The following is a 16,715-nucleotide window of genomic DNA, read 5'->3' as shown; positions in this document are numbered from 1 at the left end:
ATTAAATCTCATAAATATGAATGAAATGTGAAAAAATAGTCTTTTTTTCTTTTTTTATTATCCTTCTGTTTTTATTTTTCTTCCCTTGGAGTAAACTAAGTAATAAAAAAATGCTTCATAATTCATAATGAGTATCCTGCGCAAATCGTGGGATATCTCGTTAAACAAGAATACTATGTTTATCGGAGTCTCCCTATGGATATTATTAGAAAAGCACTTTCCTATCCTAAAGATTTCTTTTTCCCCTCTTTTCTTCCTGATAAAGAAGAGATTTTATTTTTTGATATCGAAACCACCGGACTTAGTCCGAAAAGTGCCCAGATTTATAGCATCGGATTGCTCCTTTTTAAAGCTTCTGAAATGGAGATTGTCCAGCTCTTTGCTAACAGTCTTTCAGAAGAAATTGAAGTCTTAGAGAAGTTTCAAGAGTATTGCAAAGCTAAGACACAGTTTATCAGCTTTAACGGGAAAGCCTTTGATACCCCCTTTTTAGAAAAAAGCTACAGCCAGTACGGCCTAAAAAGCCCTATTACAGGGCTTCACCAGCTGGACCTTTTTAAAATGATTCAAAGCAGGAGAAAATTCTATCAGCTACCCTCCTATAAGCTCAAAGAATGTGAACGCTTTTTGGGGATTCAAAGAGAGGATATCTATACCGGTGGTGAACTGATCTATGTCTATTTAGAATATCTGGAGCATCCTACAGAAGAAGCAAAGTCTCTGCTGTTGCAACATAACTTTGAAGATTTGCTTTACCTCCCTTCCCTTTTTTCCTTTTTTGCCTACGAAGAGCTGTTCCAAGGAAAGGGAAGCTATTGCCGTGAAAAGTCAGAACTGCTATTGGAGAAAAATAAGCTAAGGCTCTGCTTTTGTTTTGGTCAAATGACGCTAAATTCTGAAAGCGAAGAATGTTCTTGTTCTCCCGAAGCAAAAGACTACCCCACTAAAGCTGTAGCTGCGAAAAGTACTTTCTTTCCCAAAACTGTTTCCCATACCTTAGAAAGCTTTCATCTGGAAGTCTCCGGGCAGGAGGCTGTTCTGGAAATCCCCTTATTTTCCGGGGAAGCAAAGTATTTTTTCAAAAACTTTAAAGACTATGACTATATTCCCGCCAAAGACATGGCACTGCACAGAAGCCTTTCTGAGCTTTATCCTAAAGAAGAAAAGCAAAGGGCAAAGGCCGCTACCGCCTATCAAAAAAAGACAGGGCTCTTTCTCCCCGTCTTTTCCGATAACTTTCCCAATCTTTTTCAAAAGGAATATAAGGAAAAGCAAAACTACATTCCCTTTACTCCGGAGCTTTTAGAGAACAGCTCCCTAATGGAGGAATATTTCTTAAGTTTTTTGCTGCATTTTTTCTAGCTTCTCATTAACAGAGGCAATCAAGCCCCCCTTATCAATCATTTCCTGCAAGAAAGGAGGGAATACCGCCATGGTATAGGATTTTCCGCTACTTAGGTTATGAATCTTTCCTTCGGTAAAATCCACCTCCAGCTCCTCTCCTTCCTGAATCTCTTTGGCCGCCTCCGGAGCCTCCACAATAGCCAAGCCGATATTTAAGGCATTTCTAAAGAAGATTCTGGCAAAGCTTTCCGCAATCACACAGGAGATGCCGGAATCCTTCAAGACCTGTGGAGCATGCTCTCTGGAAGAGCCGCAGCCAAAGTTCTTTCCCGCAATCAAAAGATCTCCCTTTTTAATTTTTTCATGAAAATGAAGGTCTATATCCTCCATGGCATGGGTAGCCAGCTCCGCCTTATCCTGAATGGCCAGATATCTTGCCGGGATAATCACATCCGTATCCACATTATCCCCATATTTCACACAATGACCCTTAGCTTTTTCCATAACAGCCTCCTATAGTCCTAAATCCGTTGGGGACGCAATATATCCCAAAACAGCCGATGCCATCGCAACCTCCGGAGAAGACAGATAAATCTCCGAGCTGGCATCTCCCATTCTTCCCACAAAGTTTCTGTTGGTAGTGGAAATGCAACGCTCATTAGGCGCCAAAATTCCCATATAGCCTCCCAGGCAGGGACCGCAGGTGGGGGTGCTCACTACAGCTCCCGCCTCGATTAAATCCTTAATATAGCCCTTCTCCATAGCCTCCAGATAAATCTTCTGGGTGGCAGGAATCACGATGCAACGAACGTTTTCCGCAATCTTTCTTCCCTTGGCAATCTCAGCAGCCACCTTGATATCGGAAAGTCTGCCGTTGGTACAGGAACCGATGACCGCCTGATCAATAGTAATCTTGTCAAAGCTGCCGATTTCATGGGTATTTTCCGGTAAATGGGGAAAAGCCACAGTGGACTTAAGGCTAGAAAGGTCAATCTCGATGACTCTATCATACTCCGCATCCTCATCCGCCTCGTAAATATGGTATTCCTTATTGGAATGAGCCTTAATATATTCCAGCGTCTTCTCATCCACAGGGAAAATACCGTTCTTTCCACCGGCTTCTATGGCCATATTGCAAATAGCAAACCGGTCATCCATGGAAAGAGAAGCCACTCCCTCTCCGGTAAACTCAATGGACTCATAAAGGGCTCCATCCACACCGATCATGCCGATCAAATGCAGAATCAAATCCTTACCGCTGACATGCTTTTGTAATTTTCCTTTTAATACTACCTTAATGGCAGTAGGCACCTTAAACCAAAGCTCTCCTGTAGCCATAGCCGCCGCCATATCTGTAGAGCCCACGCCTGTGGAAAAGGCTCCCAACGCTCCATAGGTACAGGTATGGGAGTCAGCGCCGATGGACAGCTCTCCCGCGGTAATCAGGCCCTGCTCCGGAATCAGGGCATGCTCAATACCCATGTTTCCTACATCATAGTAATGCTTCAGTCCATGCTCCTTGGCAAAGTTTCTGCAAATCTGGGTACACTTGGCAGAGGTAATGTCCTTGTTGGGCACAAAGTGATCCATAACAAAAACTACCTTTTCCTTATCGAATACGCCCTCTCCGTGAATCTTATCCAGCTCACGAATCGCCACCGGAGTGGTAATATCATTTCCGTGTACCAAATCTACCTTGGCTAAAATTAATTGTCCTGCCTGTACTTCCTCTAATCCTGCATGCTTGGCCAAAATCTTCTGACTCATCGTCATTCCCATGGAAATCTCCTTAATTCCTAGATAAACCGCCTGCTCCTATGTATTTTATAAAAGCAGAATTGTATTCTTCTTTACAGTGTAACAAAGCTACTGCTATAATTAAAATACATTTTTTAGATACTTATTATTCCCTTAAGTTATCTCAAAAAGAAAGGATAAACATGGAACAGAACCTATCCACCTATCGGATATTTTATGAAGTGGCCAAAAGCGGAAACATTTCCAAAGCCGCAGAACAGCTCTATATTTCCCAGCCGGCGATTTCCAAAACCATCGTTCGTTTAGAGGATAGTTTAGAAATCAAGCTATTTAAAAGAAATTCCCGGGGCGTCAGCTTAACCGATGAGGGAAAGGTTTTATTTCAGTATATTAAGGATGCCTTTGCCCATATTCAGGAGGCGGAAGAAACCCTTCAGAAAATGAAGGACTTTCATATCGGTCATCTGGATATTGGTGCCAGCAGCACCCTTTGCCGTTTTATTCTTCTTCCCTATCTGAAGGCTTTTATGAAGGAGTACCCCAATATTCGTATCAGTTTGAAGAATCAGGATAGCGGAAAAACCCTCCGTCTCTTAGAAGATCATCAGATTGATCTGGCTTTAGCAGCTCTTCCGAAGAAGCTTGGTATCAATCAGGAGATTCTGATGGAGCGGGAGGTGGAGGATATTCTGGTGGCAGCTCCTCAATATTTGCATAATCTGAAAAAGATTCGGGGAGAAGCCTTTTCCTTGTTTCAGGATGCCAATGTGATGCTTTTGGAGGAGCAAAATCTCTCCCGGCATCATATTGAGAATTATCTGAAGGAGAATCAGATTTACTGTCCCCAGATTATGGAATTAAACACCATGGATCTTCTGATTGACTCAGCCAAAATCGGCATCGGTATTGCCTGGGTCATTCGAGATTTTGTGGAGGAGGATCTAAAAAATGGACAGCTGGTGGAAATAAAACTTCCCCAGCCTATAGAAAAGCGAAGAATTGCTTTTCTGTATAACAGCAAGAACAACTCTCCTTCCTTAGAGAGCTTTGTGGCTTTCCTAAAGAAGGAAACCGTATAGAGAAAGGAAATATTATGGCAGAACAAAATCCATCTTCCTGCAACTCCAACTGTAGCAGCTGCTCATCCGGCTGCCCAAGTAAAAGTGCGGGAATTCAGAAGTTACCCTTAGCCCCCGGTTCCTCCGTAAAGAAGGTAATCGGCATCGTATCCGGAAAGGGCGGTGTGGGAAAATCCACCGTTTGCTCCTTACTTGCTTCCGCAATGAATAAGTCAGGCTACCATGTAGGAATTTTAGATGCGGATATTACCGGGCCTTCCATTCCTAAGGCTTTCGGACTGGCTCACGACGGCGTAGCGTTAAGCAGCGACGGAAAGTCCATGGTGCCGGAGAAAAGTGCAGGAGGCGTGGAAATCATTTCCACCAATCTGCTTTTGGAAAATGAAACCGATCCCGTAATCTGGAGAGGCTCCATGATTGCCAATGCGGTAAAGCAGTTCTGGCAGGAGGTAGAATGGAAGGATATTGATTATCTCTTCGTAGATATGCCCCCCGGAACCGGAGACGTCCCCTTAACCGTATTTCAATCCATGCCGGTGGCGGGAATTGTGCTTGTTACCTCCCCCCAGGACCTGGTTTCCATGATTGTGCAGAAGGCTGTACGGATGGCGGAAAAGATGAATATTCCTATCCTGGGAATCATTGAAAATATGTCCTACCTCCAGTGTCCCCACTGCGAGGAGAAAATCTCCGTCTTTGGAGAAAGCCATATTGAAGAGCTGGCTGAAAAAGAAGGGCTGGAACTTCTGGCAAAGCTTCCCATTGAACCGGGTAATGCCGCCTATATGGATGCCGGTGCTGTAGAAGCCATTGATACCAGTAAGACACTGGCTCATGCAGTAGAGGTTTTGAAGGGGATTTTGGCGGAATAAGCTTCAATATTTCTATTGTAGCAACAAAAAAGGGGATGTGAATTTTTACATCCCCTTTTGTCTTATGTGAACAACGGCTCTGAGCCCTCCGGGCCTTCTCCTAGGCCGTTGGAAATGGCTTCCACCACTGCCTTTAGGGCCTCTTCTTCGTCAGGGCCATTACATTCTACCACTACGGTACTGCCTCGCTTTACTCCGGCAGCCATCACGTTTAGCACAGACTTTCCTACAATCTTACGATCTCCGTAATGCAAAATAATTTCACTTTTATATCGGATACAGGTTTGGGTAAGCACCCCGGCCGGACGTAAATGTAATCCTGATTCATTGATGATTTTTACCTCTTGACTAAGCATATCCCCCTCCTATTTCGAGCAGCTTTCCGCTTTTTCTCTTTCCTTATTTCTTCTGATGCTTTCCGCCTTGGAAAATTCACATCCGCAATAGTCCTGCCGATACAGATTATGTTCCTTGGATAATTCTATGGAACGAAGGTATCGACTCTTTTTCTTAAAATCCGAAGGCAGGTAGGCGATTCCGTACTTCTCCCCCAATGCTTCTCCTATCTCATTTAAGACGGCAGCATTTTTTAGAGGAGAGATGCTTAAGCTGGTACAAAAGTAATCAAAAGCCTGATCCGGATGTTCTTTATTCCATGCGGCCCCGTATTGGGCAGTTTCTTCTAATCGAAGATTAAAACAGGCATCGCACCTGGCTCCTCTTTCAGGCTCCTTTTCCAAACCCTTGGCTATCTCCAGGAACTCCTCATGGATATAGTTGGAAACAATCACATCCATAGAAAATCCCATTTCCTTCACCAACCTCTTACATTCCTCCGCCCTATGTTCAAACTCGGATTTCGAATCCAAGTTCGGGTTATAAAAGAAGATGCTGATGGAAAAATATTGTTCCAAACTCTCCAGTACTGCCGTGGAGCAGGGAGCACAGCAGACATGGAGTAGCAATCTCTTTTTTTCTCCGCTTTTCGGAAGATGGCTTTCCATCAGCTGTTCATAATTTTTCTTCATAGCTTCCTTACTGTAAAAAGTCTCGAATTCTCTTGGAACGGACAGGGTTTCTCAGCTTTCTTAAAGCCTTTGCCTCAATCTGTCGAATTCTCTCTCTGGTAACATTAAATTCTTTTCCTACTTCTTCCAGTGTTCTTGGATGTCCATCCTCTAATCCGAAACGAAGCACGATAACCTGTCTTTCTCTTTCCTTTAAATCCCCGAGAAGCGTATCAATATGCTCTCTAAGCATTACGGATTCCACATTTCCCTCCGGAGAGAGAACATTGGTATCCGCCACAAAATCTCCCAAATTGGAATCATCCTCTTCACCGATGGGGGTTTCCAAAGAAGCCGGCTCTCTGGCAATCTGCATGATTTCCTGTACCTTCTCCTCTGTCATATCCAAATGCTCCGCCAGTTCCTTTACGGAAGGCTCATAGCCAAGCTCTAAGGTCAGCTTTCTCTGCATCTTGGACATCTTGTTGATGGTTTCCACCATATGCACGGGAACACGAATAGTTCTGGCCTGGTCTGCCAAGGCTCTGGTTACAGACTGACGAATCCACCAGGTAGCATAGGTAGAAAGCTTAAAGCCCTTCTCCGGGTCAAACTTTTCCACGCCTTTAATCAAACCGAGATTTCCTTCCTGCACCAAGTCCAGGAAACTCATTCCACGGCCGGTATATCTTTTGGCAATAGAAACAACCAAACGAAGGTTAGCTTCAATCAACCTCTGTTTAGCATATTCATCTCCCTCCTGCTTCTTCATGGCAAGAGCATATTCTTCCTCGGCGGTAAGAAGGGGTACGGTACCGATTTCCTTCAGGTACATTCTAACCGGATCTTCCGTTCCGATTCCTTCCAGAAGATCCACCGCATCCAGGTCAATCTCCTCTCCCTCTTCTTCCTTTACGAAGTCATCGTCATCTTCTAACGGAAGGAGAGCATCCGGCTCCGCCTTATCTCCGTCCTTTTCTATGGTTTTAAGCGCATCCTCATCCAGAATGGGAATAATCTCGATTCCCTTGTTCTCCAGCAAAAGCAAAACCTGCTCCATCTGCTCTTCATTTAGGGAAAACTCCTTTACTGCCTCCTGCACTTCCCCTAAATCGATGCTGTTTTTATTGCTTTTTGCCTTTTGCAGCAAAGAAGCAAGTATTTTCTCTAATTCTTCTCTTTCCAAATGAACATCCTTTCTTTTTAGGGCTTATCTCCACAGGCTCATGCCTGTGATGATGCTGAGTAACAACAGTAAAATACCGACAAAAAGAGACAGAAGCCTCTTCTTTCCCTCTTCTCTTCCCTGCAGCACATAGACCACACGAAGGATGGCCGCAAAAAAGAAAATGAAGGGAAAGAGAACCTGATTCTCCTCCGGTTTTGTTAAAGCGAAAATCGCCATAATACTAATCACAAGACCTATGCCAATATAGAGAAAATCATATTTTCTGTTTGGATTTCTCCCTCTTAGCCGTCTTTCCATTATGCTCCTCCCAAGCTGAGGTAGAGAAGCGCCTTAATCGTGTGCATTCTGTTTTCCGCCTCTGCAAATACCAGAGAGCGCTCGGATTCAAAAACGCTGTCGCTTACCTCCATTTCGGAAATACCGAACTGCTTATATATTTTAGCGCCGATTTCCGTTCTGGCATTGTGAAAGGCAGGAAGGCAATGAAGGAAAATAGCGGATTCCTTGGCATAAGAAAATGCGGTGTCATTGACCTGATAAGGCTGTAAATCCGCAATTCTCTGGGCGAAGAGGCTCTCCGGCTCTCCCATGGATAACCAAACATCGGTACAAATTATATCCGCATCCTTACACCCTTCTGCCACGGATTCCGTAAAACGAAGGCTGCCTCCATTTTCCTCTGCAATCTGCTGACACTCGGAAATCAAATCCTCCTCCGGAAAATAACCTTCCTTGGTGCAGGCCACAAAGTGCATGCCCATCTTGGCACAGGCCACCATATAGGAATTTCCCATATTAAAGCGGGCATCTCCCATATAGCAAAGCTTAAGTCCCTTAAGCTTTCCGAAACGCTCCTCAATGGTTAGTAAATCCGCCAAAAGCTGAGTAGGATGAAAACGGTCGCTTAAAGCATTCCACACCGGTACGGAGGAATATCTGGCAAACTCCTCCATTCCCTCCTGAGAATAGCCTCTGTACATAATTCCATCATACATGGTAGAAAGCACTCTTGCCGTATCTTCAATACTTTCCTTCTTTCCCATCTGGCTGGTGGACATATCCAGCATGGTGCTATGCACACCAAGATCCGCTGCCGCCACCTCAAAGGCGCATCTGGTTCTGGTGGATGCCTTTTCAAAAATCAGGACAATGTTCTTGCCGGCACAGGCTTCTCCGTGAGGATAGCGCCTTACCGCCTCTTTCTTCTCTTTCTTTAGTCTCTTGGCCACATTCAGAATATCCTGAATTTCTTCTTTAGAATAATCCAGTAATTTCATAAAATCACGTCCTGCTAAAGTCATCCTTCCTCCTTTATATATCTTCTTTGTCGAACAGCCTCATAGAGTACTATGCTGGCTGAAGTAGCAACATTTAAGGACTCTATCTTCCCTTCCATGGGAATAAGGAGTTTTTCCGTAGCACATTGGCTCAGTTCCTTTGTAAGACCATTGCCTTCATTACCGAATAAAAAGGCGGAAGGTCCTTGGAAGGCAGCCTGAAAATGTGTTTTTTTCCCGTCCAAGTCCAATGCAAAGACCTGAACCCCTGCACTTTTCAAGCTTTCACAGAGAAAAAACAAATCCTCCTCAATGCTGAAGGGCAAGCGAAAAAGGGAGCCCATGGTGGATCGAACCACTTTCGGACTAAAGGGATCCACCGTATTCCTGCTTAGGAAAATATGATTTACCCCCGCTGCTTCCGCCGTACGAAAAAGGGTTCCCAAATTCCCCGGATCCTGAATATTTTCCAAAATCAGAAACAGATCTCCTTTAGGTTTTTCCTTCTTCGGAAAACGAAGCAAGCCCAGAATTCCCTGTCCGTGCTCCGTGGTGGAAATACTTTCCATAGCCTTCTTACTCAGAATACAAATCCGAGAATCCTCTTTCTCTATTCCTCTGGGTAATGCCCCTTTGTAGTCTTCCTGCACATAAAGCTGAAGCAAAGAGGACGCAGGCAAATCCAGCAGAAGTCTTTCCCCTTCCGCCACAAACATACCCTTCTCCCATCGTTTCTTGGCTTTTTTCGTCAGTTCCCTGATTTCTTTTAATCCCTCATTATGAGGAGATTCTATTCTATGCATGAAGCTCTTTCGCTTTCTAATTTAAAAAATAGGCAAAACTCGATAAAATATTATAACAAAACAAGCGAAAAACGTCTATATGGACTTTTAAGCTTCAAGCTGCAGACATTTAAGCTTCCAGCTCCGAAAGCTCCGAAAGCCAGACATCTGCGCAGGCATCACTGGCCATTCTTAAATCACCTCTTGGAGATAGAGCTACCCGACCAACCTTTGGCCCATCCGGTAAGCAAGAGCGTTTGAATTGATTGCCAAAGAAACGCTTATAGAAGGTTTTTAAGTTTTTCAAGATTTCTGCAGGACTGAATTCCGGAATAGTCCGTTCATTTTCCTTATTCGCAAGATTTTCCTTAGAGAAAGCAAAGCAAGCCAAGTCATAGATATTTCTTGCGGAAAATCCGTAGCGTAGATGTTGATAGAGGAAGAAATCCTGTAAAAGGTAGGGTCCTACCACATCCTCCGTCCGCTGACTAATCTCTCCGGTAGCATCCGGTGGCAAAAGCTCCGGACTTACCGGAGTGGCTATAATTTCCTCCACCACAGTTTCCAATTCCTGATTACCGGACTTTCTTGCAAATTCTCGAAGAAGCATGGGAATAGCCGTCTTGGGAATATCTCCGTTTACCCCGTACATGGACATATGGTCTCCGTTGTATGTGGCAAAGCCCAAAGCCAATTCGGATAAATCTCCGGTTCCCACTAAAAGTGCGCCTTCCTTATTGGCTAAGTCCATCAAAATCTGGGTTCTTTCTCTTGCCTGGGCATTTTCATAGACTATATCCTTCTTCTCCCCGTCATGTCCAATATCGGAGAAATGCTGTAGCACAGCCTTCTCAATGGAGATTTCCCGCAAAGAGATTCCCAAGGCTTTGGCAAGTTTCTCTGCACTGTCATGGGTTTTCTTACTGGTACCGAAGGAGGGCATAGTGATGCAAAGGATATTTTCCTTATCATATCCCAAAAGGGCAAAGGTCTCTAAACATACAAAAAGAGCTAAAGTGGAATCCAGACCGCCGCTTAATCCTAAAATCAGTTTCTTACAGCCCACATGCTCCATCCGCTTTTTTAAGCCTCTTGACTGAATGGAAAGAATCTCTCTTGCTCTATCTCCTTCCTTTTCTACCGCCTTTGGCAGGAAGGGACAGGGACTCACAAAACGATGAAGGGTATACTGCTTATCCTTCATGGAAAAATACTGTGTATAGGAAGGCTCCTCTTTTACGAAGTAGGTGCTTTGCCGCATCCTTTCTCCTTCCAAAAGAGCAAGATTCACATCCGCCCAGAAAATCCCCTCCTCAAAGGGCTGATTTTCCTTTAAGATTCTTCCATTTTCGGAAATCAGACAGTGGGCAGAGAATACCATATCCTGGGTAGACTCGGAGGGACCTGCACTGGAATAAAGATAAGAGGCATGAAGATTCCCGCTGTAATGCTCTAAAAGCCGTCTTCTGCTTCCCCGCTTTCCTACCAATTCATCAGAAGCGGAACAGTTGGCGAGAAGGGTAGCTCCTGCAAGTGCATGCTTACTGGAGGGAGGAACAGGAACCCAAAGATCTTCACAGATTTCCACTGCAAGACGGAATCTTTGATCCTCTTCCCGAACAAAATGAAGGGAAGCCCCGAAGGGGATTTCCTTTCTATAGCCCTCTCCCTTTAAAATGTTAGGGATAAAGCGAACCTCTTCCTTTCCTTCCTGAAAATATCTTCTCTCATAAAACTCCGCATGGTTGGGAATAAACTGCTTCGGTACAATCCCTAAGATATCGCCATGGTAAGTCACCACTCCGGTATTGAATAATTTTCCTTCCAGTAACAAACCATAGCCAATTACAAAAAGAACATCCATCTCCTTCGTTTGTTCGCAAAAGGAAATTAATGCCTTTTCTCCGGCCTCCAAAAGACTGCGCTGATAAATCATATCCATGGCGGTGTAGGAGGTCAGACAAAGCTCCGGGTACACCAGCAAAGAAACCTTTTCCTCCTCTGCTTTTCTTGCCAAAATCAGCATTTGCTCCAGATTATACTCCGGATCCGCCACCCTTCCCTTAGGACAGGCTGTAGCCACTCTTACAAAATCCCTCATACTTCCTCCTGAAATTTTCCTCTTGCCTGCAACTTCATTTCTTTTAATAAACTGTCCTTTCCGTCAAAAACAAGAACCTGTTTTTTCCCTTGTTTCTGGAAAAGAATACAGTAAGATCTGTTTCCCCCCAAGCCCTCTACATGAAGAACGGAAATGCCTTCCCTCTTCCATCCTTCCTCTCTCTCCGGACGAAAGGGCTGTATCTCCAATATTTCCTCCGGGCTAATCTCTATCATCTGCTTTCTCTTTCCTCTATGAATAATCTGATCCACAGTAAAACTTCCGCCAAGATAAAGATATTCGTATTCCCTATCCACGGAATTCAGCAGATAGTAAGACAAAAAAAGAACCGGAAAAAGAGCAATAAAGGGAATTGCTAAAAAGTAGCAAAGCACAAGAAATGCCAAAGGAAAGATAACTGCAAATAACTGTATTCCCTTATCCTTCGCCTCTATCTTTCCCTTTACCAAATGTTCCACATAATTCTCCATTCTGCCCCTCCTTTTCTTGTCGCGAAAAAGGAAATAAAGCTAAGCCTAAGCTCAGTTTATTTCCTTTTCCCATTGTAATCGATATTCTCTTCTTTGCCTAGTTTTTAGAAGGATTTCCTTACATCATTCCTCCCATTCCTCCCGGCATCTGTGGCATAGGAGGAGTCGGCTCCTTAATGTCTGCTACAACAGACTCTGTGGTGAGTAAGGAGGAAGCAACGGAAGCCGCATTCTGTAAAGCGGTTCTTGCCACCTTGGCAGGATCCAGAATACCTACCTCCATCATATTAACATACTCTTCATTGTAAGCATCGAAACCGAAGTTTTCCTTTCCTTCCTTTACCTTATTCACAATAACCGCACCTTCCAGTCCGGCATTGTAAGCAATGGTATAAAGAGGAGCCTCTAGGGCCTTGGAAACAATCTTTGCTCCGGTCTTTTCATCGCCCTCTAATTGATTTACCACCTTATCCACTGCCTTCTGTGCATGGATATATGCGGATCCGCCACCTGCAATAACACCCTCTTCTACAGCGGCTCTGGTAGCATTTAAAGCATCCTCCATACGAAGCTTAGCTTCCTTCATCTCGGTTTCTGTAGCAGCACCTACACGGATTACCGCAACACCGCCGGAAAGCTTAGCCAGACGCTCCTGAAGCTTTTCCTTATCAAAGTCGGAGGTAGTGGTCTCAATCTGTCCTTTAATCTGGGCAATACGATCCTGAATCTCCTTCTTCTTACCAAGTCCCTCTACAATGGTGGTCTTTTCCTTGCTTACTTTAACAGACTTAGCTCTACCGCACTGGTCGATAGTGGCATCCTTTAAATCTAAGCCCAGCTCTTCGGAAATCACTTCTCCACCGGTTAAGATGGCGATATCCTTCAGCATTTCCTTTCTGCGATCTCCATATCCAGGAGCCTTTACCGCAACTACATTGAAGGTTCCTCTCAACTTATTCACGATAAGAGTGGTTAAAGCCTCACCCTCGATGTCTTCAGCAATGATTAAAAGCTTGGCACCGGTCTTTACTACCTGCTCTAAGAGAGGAAGAATATCCTGAATATTGGAAATCTTCTTATCGGTAATAAATACATAGGGATCGTCCAGATTTGCTTCCATCTTCTCCATATCGGTACTCATATAAGCACTGATATATCCGCGATCAAACTCCATTCCTTCCACCAGATCAAGCTCGGTAAGCATAGTCTTGGACTCTTCCACAGTGATAACGCCGTCCTTGGAAACCTTCTCCATAGCGTCGGCAATCATATCTCCTACAGTGGAATCTCCTGCGGAAATGCCGGCAACCTTGGCAATCTGATCCTTGCCCTTTACCTTGGAGCTCTGCTTCTTAATGCTCTCTACCGCAGCATCCACAGCCTTGCGGATTCCCTTACGAAGCACGATGGGATTAGCACCTGCCTCCAGGTTCTTCATACCCTCCATCACAATCGCCTGTGCCAAAACAGTTGCAGTGGTGGTTCCATCTCCTGCAACGTCATTGGTCTTGGAAGCTACTTCTCTTACCAGCTGAGCACCCATATTCTCATAGGGATCCTTTAACTCAATTTCCTTGGCAATGGATACACCGTCATTAGTAATAAGAGGAGAACCATAAGACTTGTCCAAAACTACATTTCTACCCTTAGGTCCAAGGGTAACCTTTACGGTATTTGCCACTGCATCTACGCCGGCCCCTAAGGCCTTTCTTGCTTCTACTCCAAATTTAATTTCTTTAGCCATATTATACCTCCTTGGAATTCCCTGATTCCTTTACTCTACGATTGCTAAAATATCATTCTGCTTAACAACGGTATACTTCTTTCCATCCAGCTCTACCTCGGAGCCTGCATAACGGGAGAACAGAACGTGCTGTCCTACCTTCACCTGCATGGAAATCTCCTTACCGTCCACAACACCGCCGGGACCTACTGCAATAACCACAGCCTGTCCGGGTTTTTCCTTATCATCCTGTCCCGGTAAAACGATTCCGCTCTTAGTGGTTTCTTCCATCTTTTCTTTTTCCAACACAACTTTATCAAATAATGGTACTAACTTCATAGCAATCCTCCTATTCCTCACAGATCTTTTTTTAACAACAGGGCTATTATAAGAGAATTTATTAGCAGAGTCAAGCACCGAGTGCTAAAAGCCTGTGAAAGTTTTGTGAAAAAATATAAGAAACAATGTATTACGAAAATATTAACAATATCAGAAAAATAAAAGGAATTTTTTATTGCTTATGTGGCAAGACAGGGTATAATGATAAGGTAGCTTGAATAAAAAAAATGGCTTTGGAGGTTTATTTATGAAAAAGAATATTCTTGTTGCAGCTTTAATTGCTTGCATGGCAACTGCATCTGTAATTCCTGCACTTGCTGCAGAGGGCGCTGTTTCCAGCTACGGCGGATCTACCACCACAGTAGCAGAATCCAACGGACACTGGGTAGCTAATAGAGATGGTTCTTGGTCATTCGTAAGCAATGAGAATGGTGCACCAATCTATGGTTGGATTGTAAGTCAGCACCAGTGGTACTACATCGGGGCTAACGGACGTATGGTAACCGGATGGCAGAAAATCAACTTTGACACCTACTATTTCGCTCAGGCACCGGCAGAGAACCAGCCTTTAGGATCTCTTTACATGAATAAGCTTACTCCTGACGGATACAGAGTAGATTCCAACGGTGTTTGGATTCGATAAGCTTTAAAAATTATTTTGAATTCTCAAAAAAGTAGAGCAGGCTCGTCCTGCTCTACTTTTTTCACTAGTAGAAAAAAGGGGTATAAAATAAAAGAATAGCGTATATGCAAAAGCTATGATTATTTTACAGCCCCTGTTTGTCCAAGTGATGTAGGACGGATTTTGCGGACATTCAAAATAAAAAAGAATGTGGAGGTAACAGACAATGGCAAAATCATTATTTGAGGAACTGGGCGGCAAATACGAAAGGCAAGGGGATTATTTGATACCGTGCTTAACTGTACCCGCCGAAGAAGAACAGGCAATAGGCATCTGGGGGCAACGGCATTTAGATTATCTAAAACAGTACCGTAAAGTTACATACACCAATCTTCTTACAAGCGGCAGGCTAAACGCCTACCTTGCCGACATCAACAGACAGGCACAGGAACGCTTTGAAAGGCTCATAGAGGGTATGAAACAGGCACAGGGCATAACGGAACAGCTAAAGGCAGAAAACGCCTTAGAATGGACAGGATGCCTCAATAACATAAGGGCTTGTGCGAGGGAGATTGTGGAAAAGGAAATTATTTTTGCATAAACAGATGATTAGTGGCAGGGGGAAATCCTGCCGCTTTTTCTGCTTTAGTTTGTCAGCTTGACAAATAAAGGGTTAAGGAATATAATTAGATTCAGTATTATACAAGGAGTTAATAAATATGCGGCAAGGTATTCTTAAATAAACTGTCAATTTGATAGTGGGAACAAAAAGTAGCAGTCCCGTTTCACTTTTAATATGGGGCTTAGTTTTTTGTACCCAGTTTAAGAATACTTTTATCATGTAATTTTATATGCCCGAAAACATATAAGTGTTTTGGGGCTATTGGAGTTATTTACCCAGTGATAGGAGTATTTATCACTGGGTATTTTTATGCCCTTTTTTGGGTGTTGATAGGAGGAAAATCACATGAAAATAATTAACTTAGGCATTCTGGCTCACGTTGACGCAGGAAAGACAACATTAACGGAAAGTTTATTGTATACCAGTGGTGCAATTGCAGAACTAGGGAGCGTAGATGAAGGCACAACAAGGACAGATACAATGAATTTGGAGCGTCAAAGGGGAATCACTATCCAGACAGCAGTGACATCTTTTCAGTGGGAGGATGTAAAAGTCAACATTATAGATACGCCAGGCCATATGGATTTTTTGGCGGAAGTATACCGTTCTTTATCCGTATTAGACGGAGCAGTATTATTAGTTTCTGCAAAGGATGGCATACAGGCACAGACCCGTATACTGTTTCATGCACTACAGATAATGAAGATTCCGACAATTTTTTTCATCAATAAAATTGACCAAGAGGGGATTGATTTGCCAATGGTATATCGGGAAATGAAAGCAAAGCTTTCTTCGGAAATTATAGTGAAGCAAAAGGTTGGGCAGCATCCCCATATAAATGTAACGGACAATGACGATATGGAACAGTGGGATGCGGTAATTATGGGAAACGATGAACTATTAGAGAAATATATGTCAGGGAAACCGTTTAAAATGTCAGAACTGGAACAGGAAGAAAACAGGAGATTCCAAAACGGAACGTTATTTCCCGTTTATCACGGAAGCGCTAAAAACAATCTGGGGATTCGGCAGCTTATAGAAGTAATTGCCAGTAAATTTTATTCATCAACGCCTGAAGGTCAATCTGAACTATGCGGGCAGGTTTTTAAGATTGAATATTCAGAGAAAAGGCGGCGTTTTGTTTATGTGCGTATATATAGCGGAACATTGCATTTGAGGGATGTTATTAGAATATCTGAAAAAGAGAAAATAAAAATCACAGAGATGTGTGTTCCGACAAACGGTGAATTATATTCATCCGATACAACCTGCTCTGGTGATATTGTAATTTTACCAAATGATGTTTTGCAGCTAAACAGTATTTTGGGGAACGAAATACTGTTGCCGCAGAGAAAATTTATTGAAAATCCTCTCCCTATGCTCCAAACAACGATTGCAGTAAAGAAATCTGAACAGCGGGAAATATTGCTTGGGGCACTTACAGAAATTTCAGATGTACCGACCCCCAAAAGTTAGACCAATAATCTAACGATTGGGAGGTCGGTATTT

At 43.5% G+C, this 16,715-nt stretch carries 17 protein-coding genes and 1 pseudogene; 6 read left to right on the top strand and 12 right to left on the bottom strand.

Going from position 1 to position 16,715, the window contains the following annotated elements:
• Positions 1–195 precede the first annotated feature (195 nt).
• Positions 196–1,362: a ribonuclease H-like domain-containing protein gene (locus tag RYO92_RS08040; RefSeq protein ID WP_315370044.1), complete on the top strand. Its 1,167-nt coding sequence runs from the start codon at positions 196–198 to the stop codon at positions 1,360–1,362.
• On the opposite strand, the gene RYO92_RS08035 is transcribed toward RYO92_RS08040, so the two are convergent.
• Both RYO92_RS08035 and leuC read right to left on the bottom strand, forming a co-directional pair.
• Positions 1,336–1,848 carry a 3-isopropylmalate dehydratase small subunit gene (locus tag RYO92_RS08035; protein WP_183684494.1) on the bottom strand — a complete coding sequence of 171 codons (513 nt, stop codon included), beginning with the start codon at positions 1,846–1,848 and terminating at the stop codon, positions 1,336–1,338. The two genes, RYO92_RS08040 and RYO92_RS08035, sit on opposite strands and share 27 nt — an antisense overlap.
• A gap of 9 nt (positions 1,849–1,857) precedes the next feature.
• A complete protein-coding gene (gene leuC / locus RYO92_RS08030) occupies positions 1,858–3,123 on the bottom strand; it encodes a 3-isopropylmalate dehydratase large subunit (RefSeq protein ID WP_315370043.1) in 1,266 nt (421 codons plus the stop codon).
• A gap of 161 nt (positions 3,124–3,284) precedes the next feature.
• Here leuC and RYO92_RS08025 point away from each other — a divergent pair, with 161 nt between their 5' ends.
• Both RYO92_RS08025 and RYO92_RS08020 read left to right on the top strand, forming a co-directional pair.
• Positions 3,285–4,181 (top strand): LysR family transcriptional regulator, encoded by an 897-nt coding sequence (locus RYO92_RS08025; RefSeq protein WP_315370042.1) that lies wholly within the window; start codon positions 3,285–3,287, stop codon positions 4,179–4,181.
• Positions 4,182–4,195: 14 nt separating this feature from the next.
• Complete coding sequence (locus RYO92_RS08020) at positions 4,196–5,053, top strand: Mrp/NBP35 family ATP-binding protein (protein WP_315370041.1); 858 nt, start codon at positions 4,196–4,198, stop codon at positions 5,051–5,053.
• A 62-nt stretch (positions 5,054–5,115) separates the two neighbouring features.
• Here RYO92_RS08020 and RYO92_RS08015 read toward each other — a convergent pair whose 3' ends face one another.
• The 10 genes from RYO92_RS08015 to RYO92_RS07970 all read right to left on the bottom strand — a co-directional run bounded on the left by RYO92_RS08015 (position 5,116) and on the right by RYO92_RS07970 (position 13,962).
• Positions 5,116–5,409, bottom strand: a complete 294-nt coding sequence (locus RYO92_RS08015; protein ID WP_315370040.1) for an HPr family phosphocarrier protein — start codon at positions 5,407–5,409, stop codon at positions 5,116–5,118.
• Between the two features lie 9 nt (positions 5,410–5,418).
• On the bottom strand, positions 5,419–6,081 hold the full coding sequence (locus RYO92_RS08010; RefSeq protein WP_315370039.1) for an epoxyqueuosine reductase QueH: 663 nt from the start codon (positions 6,079–6,081) through the stop codon (positions 5,419–5,421).
• A gap of 7 nt (positions 6,082–6,088) precedes the next feature.
• Positions 6,089–7,246 carry an RNA polymerase sigma factor RpoD gene (gene rpoD, locus RYO92_RS08005; RefSeq protein ID WP_183684488.1) on the bottom strand — a complete coding sequence of 386 codons (1,158 nt, stop codon included), beginning with the start codon at positions 7,244–7,246 and terminating at the stop codon, positions 6,089–6,091.
• A gap of 24 nt (positions 7,247–7,270) precedes the next feature.
• Entirely contained in the window at positions 7,271–7,546 is a 276-nt protein-coding gene (locus RYO92_RS08000) for a hypothetical protein (RefSeq protein ID WP_183684487.1), read from the bottom strand.
• Entirely contained in the window at positions 7,546–8,550 is a 1,005-nt protein-coding gene (gene argF, locus RYO92_RS07995) for an ornithine carbamoyltransferase (protein WP_007156220.1), read from the bottom strand. Before argF ends, RYO92_RS08000 begins: the two co-directional genes overlap by 1 nt.
• The gene (locus RYO92_RS07990; protein WP_007156221.1) at positions 8,547–9,329 is read right to left on the bottom strand and encodes a TrmH family RNA methyltransferase; all 783 of its coding nucleotides are present in this window, start codon (positions 9,327–9,329) and stop codon (positions 8,547–8,549) included. Before RYO92_RS07990 ends, argF begins: the two co-directional genes overlap by 4 nt.
• 109 nt (positions 9,330–9,438) lie before the next feature.
• Positions 9,439–11,409, bottom strand: a complete 1,971-nt coding sequence (locus RYO92_RS07985) for an NAD(+) synthase (protein ID WP_315370038.1) — start codon at positions 11,407–11,409, stop codon at positions 9,439–9,441.
• Positions 11,406–11,900, bottom strand: coding sequence for a hypothetical protein (locus RYO92_RS07980; protein ID WP_315370037.1), 495 nt, complete (start codon positions 11,898–11,900; stop codon positions 11,406–11,408). Before RYO92_RS07980 ends, RYO92_RS07985 begins: the two co-directional genes overlap by 4 nt.
• Positions 11,901–12,018: 118 nt before the next feature.
• Positions 12,019–13,644 (bottom strand): chaperonin GroEL, encoded by a 1,626-nt coding sequence (gene groL / locus RYO92_RS07975; RefSeq protein WP_007156224.1) that lies wholly within the window; start codon positions 13,642–13,644, stop codon positions 12,019–12,021.
• A 30-nt stretch (positions 13,645–13,674) separates the two neighbouring features.
• Positions 13,675–13,962, bottom strand: coding sequence for a co-chaperone GroES (locus tag RYO92_RS07970; protein WP_040648336.1), 288 nt, complete (start codon positions 13,960–13,962; stop codon positions 13,675–13,677).
• Positions 13,963–14,209: 247 nt separating this feature from the next.
• Between RYO92_RS07970 and RYO92_RS07965 the strand changes: the two genes are divergently transcribed.
• The 3 genes and pseudogenes from RYO92_RS07965 to tet(O) all read left to right on the top strand — a co-directional run.
• Entirely contained in the window at positions 14,210–14,605 is a 396-nt protein-coding gene (locus RYO92_RS07965) for a hypothetical protein (RefSeq protein WP_007156226.1), read from the top strand.
• A 205-nt stretch (positions 14,606–14,810) separates the two neighbouring features.
• A complete protein-coding gene (locus RYO92_RS07960) occupies positions 14,811–15,185 on the top strand; it encodes a TnpV protein (RefSeq protein WP_001129922.1) in 375 nt (124 codons plus the stop codon).
• Positions 15,186–15,551: 366 nt separating this feature from the next.
• Positions 15,552–16,661 (top strand): annotated as a pseudogene (gene tet(O) / locus RYO92_RS07955) (tetracycline resistance ribosomal protection protein Tet(O)); the annotation flags it as partial.
• Between the last annotated feature and the right edge of the window lie 54 nt (positions 16,662–16,715).

The organism is Oribacterium sinus (assembly GCF_963553175.1).
In the GTDB taxonomy this organism is placed as follows: domain Bacteria; phylum Bacillota; class Clostridia; order Lachnospirales; family Lachnospiraceae; genus Oribacterium; species Oribacterium sinus_B.
The sequence above is the reverse complement of the archived record's forward strand: the minus strand, read 5'-3'. Positions and strand labels throughout refer to the sequence as shown.